This is a genomic window from Sphingopyxis selenitireducens (assembly GCF_051550705.1).
Taxonomy (GTDB): domain Bacteria; phylum Pseudomonadota; class Alphaproteobacteria; order Sphingomonadales; family Sphingomonadaceae; genus Sphingopyxis.
In genome coordinates this window covers 1-665 of the sequence record NZ_JBPULG010000010.1, presented here as the reverse complement: position 1 = coordinate 665, position 665 = coordinate 1, and the positions used below count along the sequence as shown (strand labels likewise).

General features: G+C 65.0%; 1 protein-coding gene. It reads left to right on the top strand.

The genetic code is table 11. The features are described from left to right. The coding region (locus ACSYDV_RS22385) for a VCBS domain-containing protein (protein ID WP_438326298.1) at positions 1-665 on the top strand (665 nt) is incomplete at both ends.

The window sequence follows — 665 nt, the reverse complement described above, 5'->3', positions numbered from 1 at the left end:
GCGAGCGTGACGGGTGTCAGCTTTGGCGCGACCGTCGGCGCGGTGGGCGCAGGGGTTGCGGGTGCGCATGGCACGCTGACGCTGAATGCGGACGGCAGCTACAGCTATGCGCTGAACAATATGGATCCGGCGGTACAGGCGCTGACGACGGGTCAGACGCTGACCGAGACGTTCACCTATACGATCACCGACGGCGACAATGATACGTCGACGACGACGCTGACGATCACGATCAACGGCGCGAACGACACGCCGACGCTGACGGTTCCGGCGGTGGGTACGCCCGGCACGTCGGTCGACGAAGCGGGTCTTCCGGTTCGCGCGGGTGAGTCCGCCGGCTCGAACGAGCCGTCGAACAGCGAGACGACGACGGGGTCGTTCAGCTTCACCAATGGCGACGGGGCCTCGACGGTCACGATCGGCGGACAGCCTGCGGTTGTGGGCGGCACCTATGCAGGCGACTATGGCACGCTGACGGTGACCTCGATCGTCGGCAATGTGGTGAACTACAGCTATACGCTGACCGACAATGTCAACCACGCGACCGACCTGACGCCTTACGAGAGCTTTGTGATCGTGGTGGCGGACAGCGACGGCAACGCCGCCGATGATGCGACCGCGACGCTGCGGATCGACATCGTCGACGATGTTCCGGTGGCGAAGCC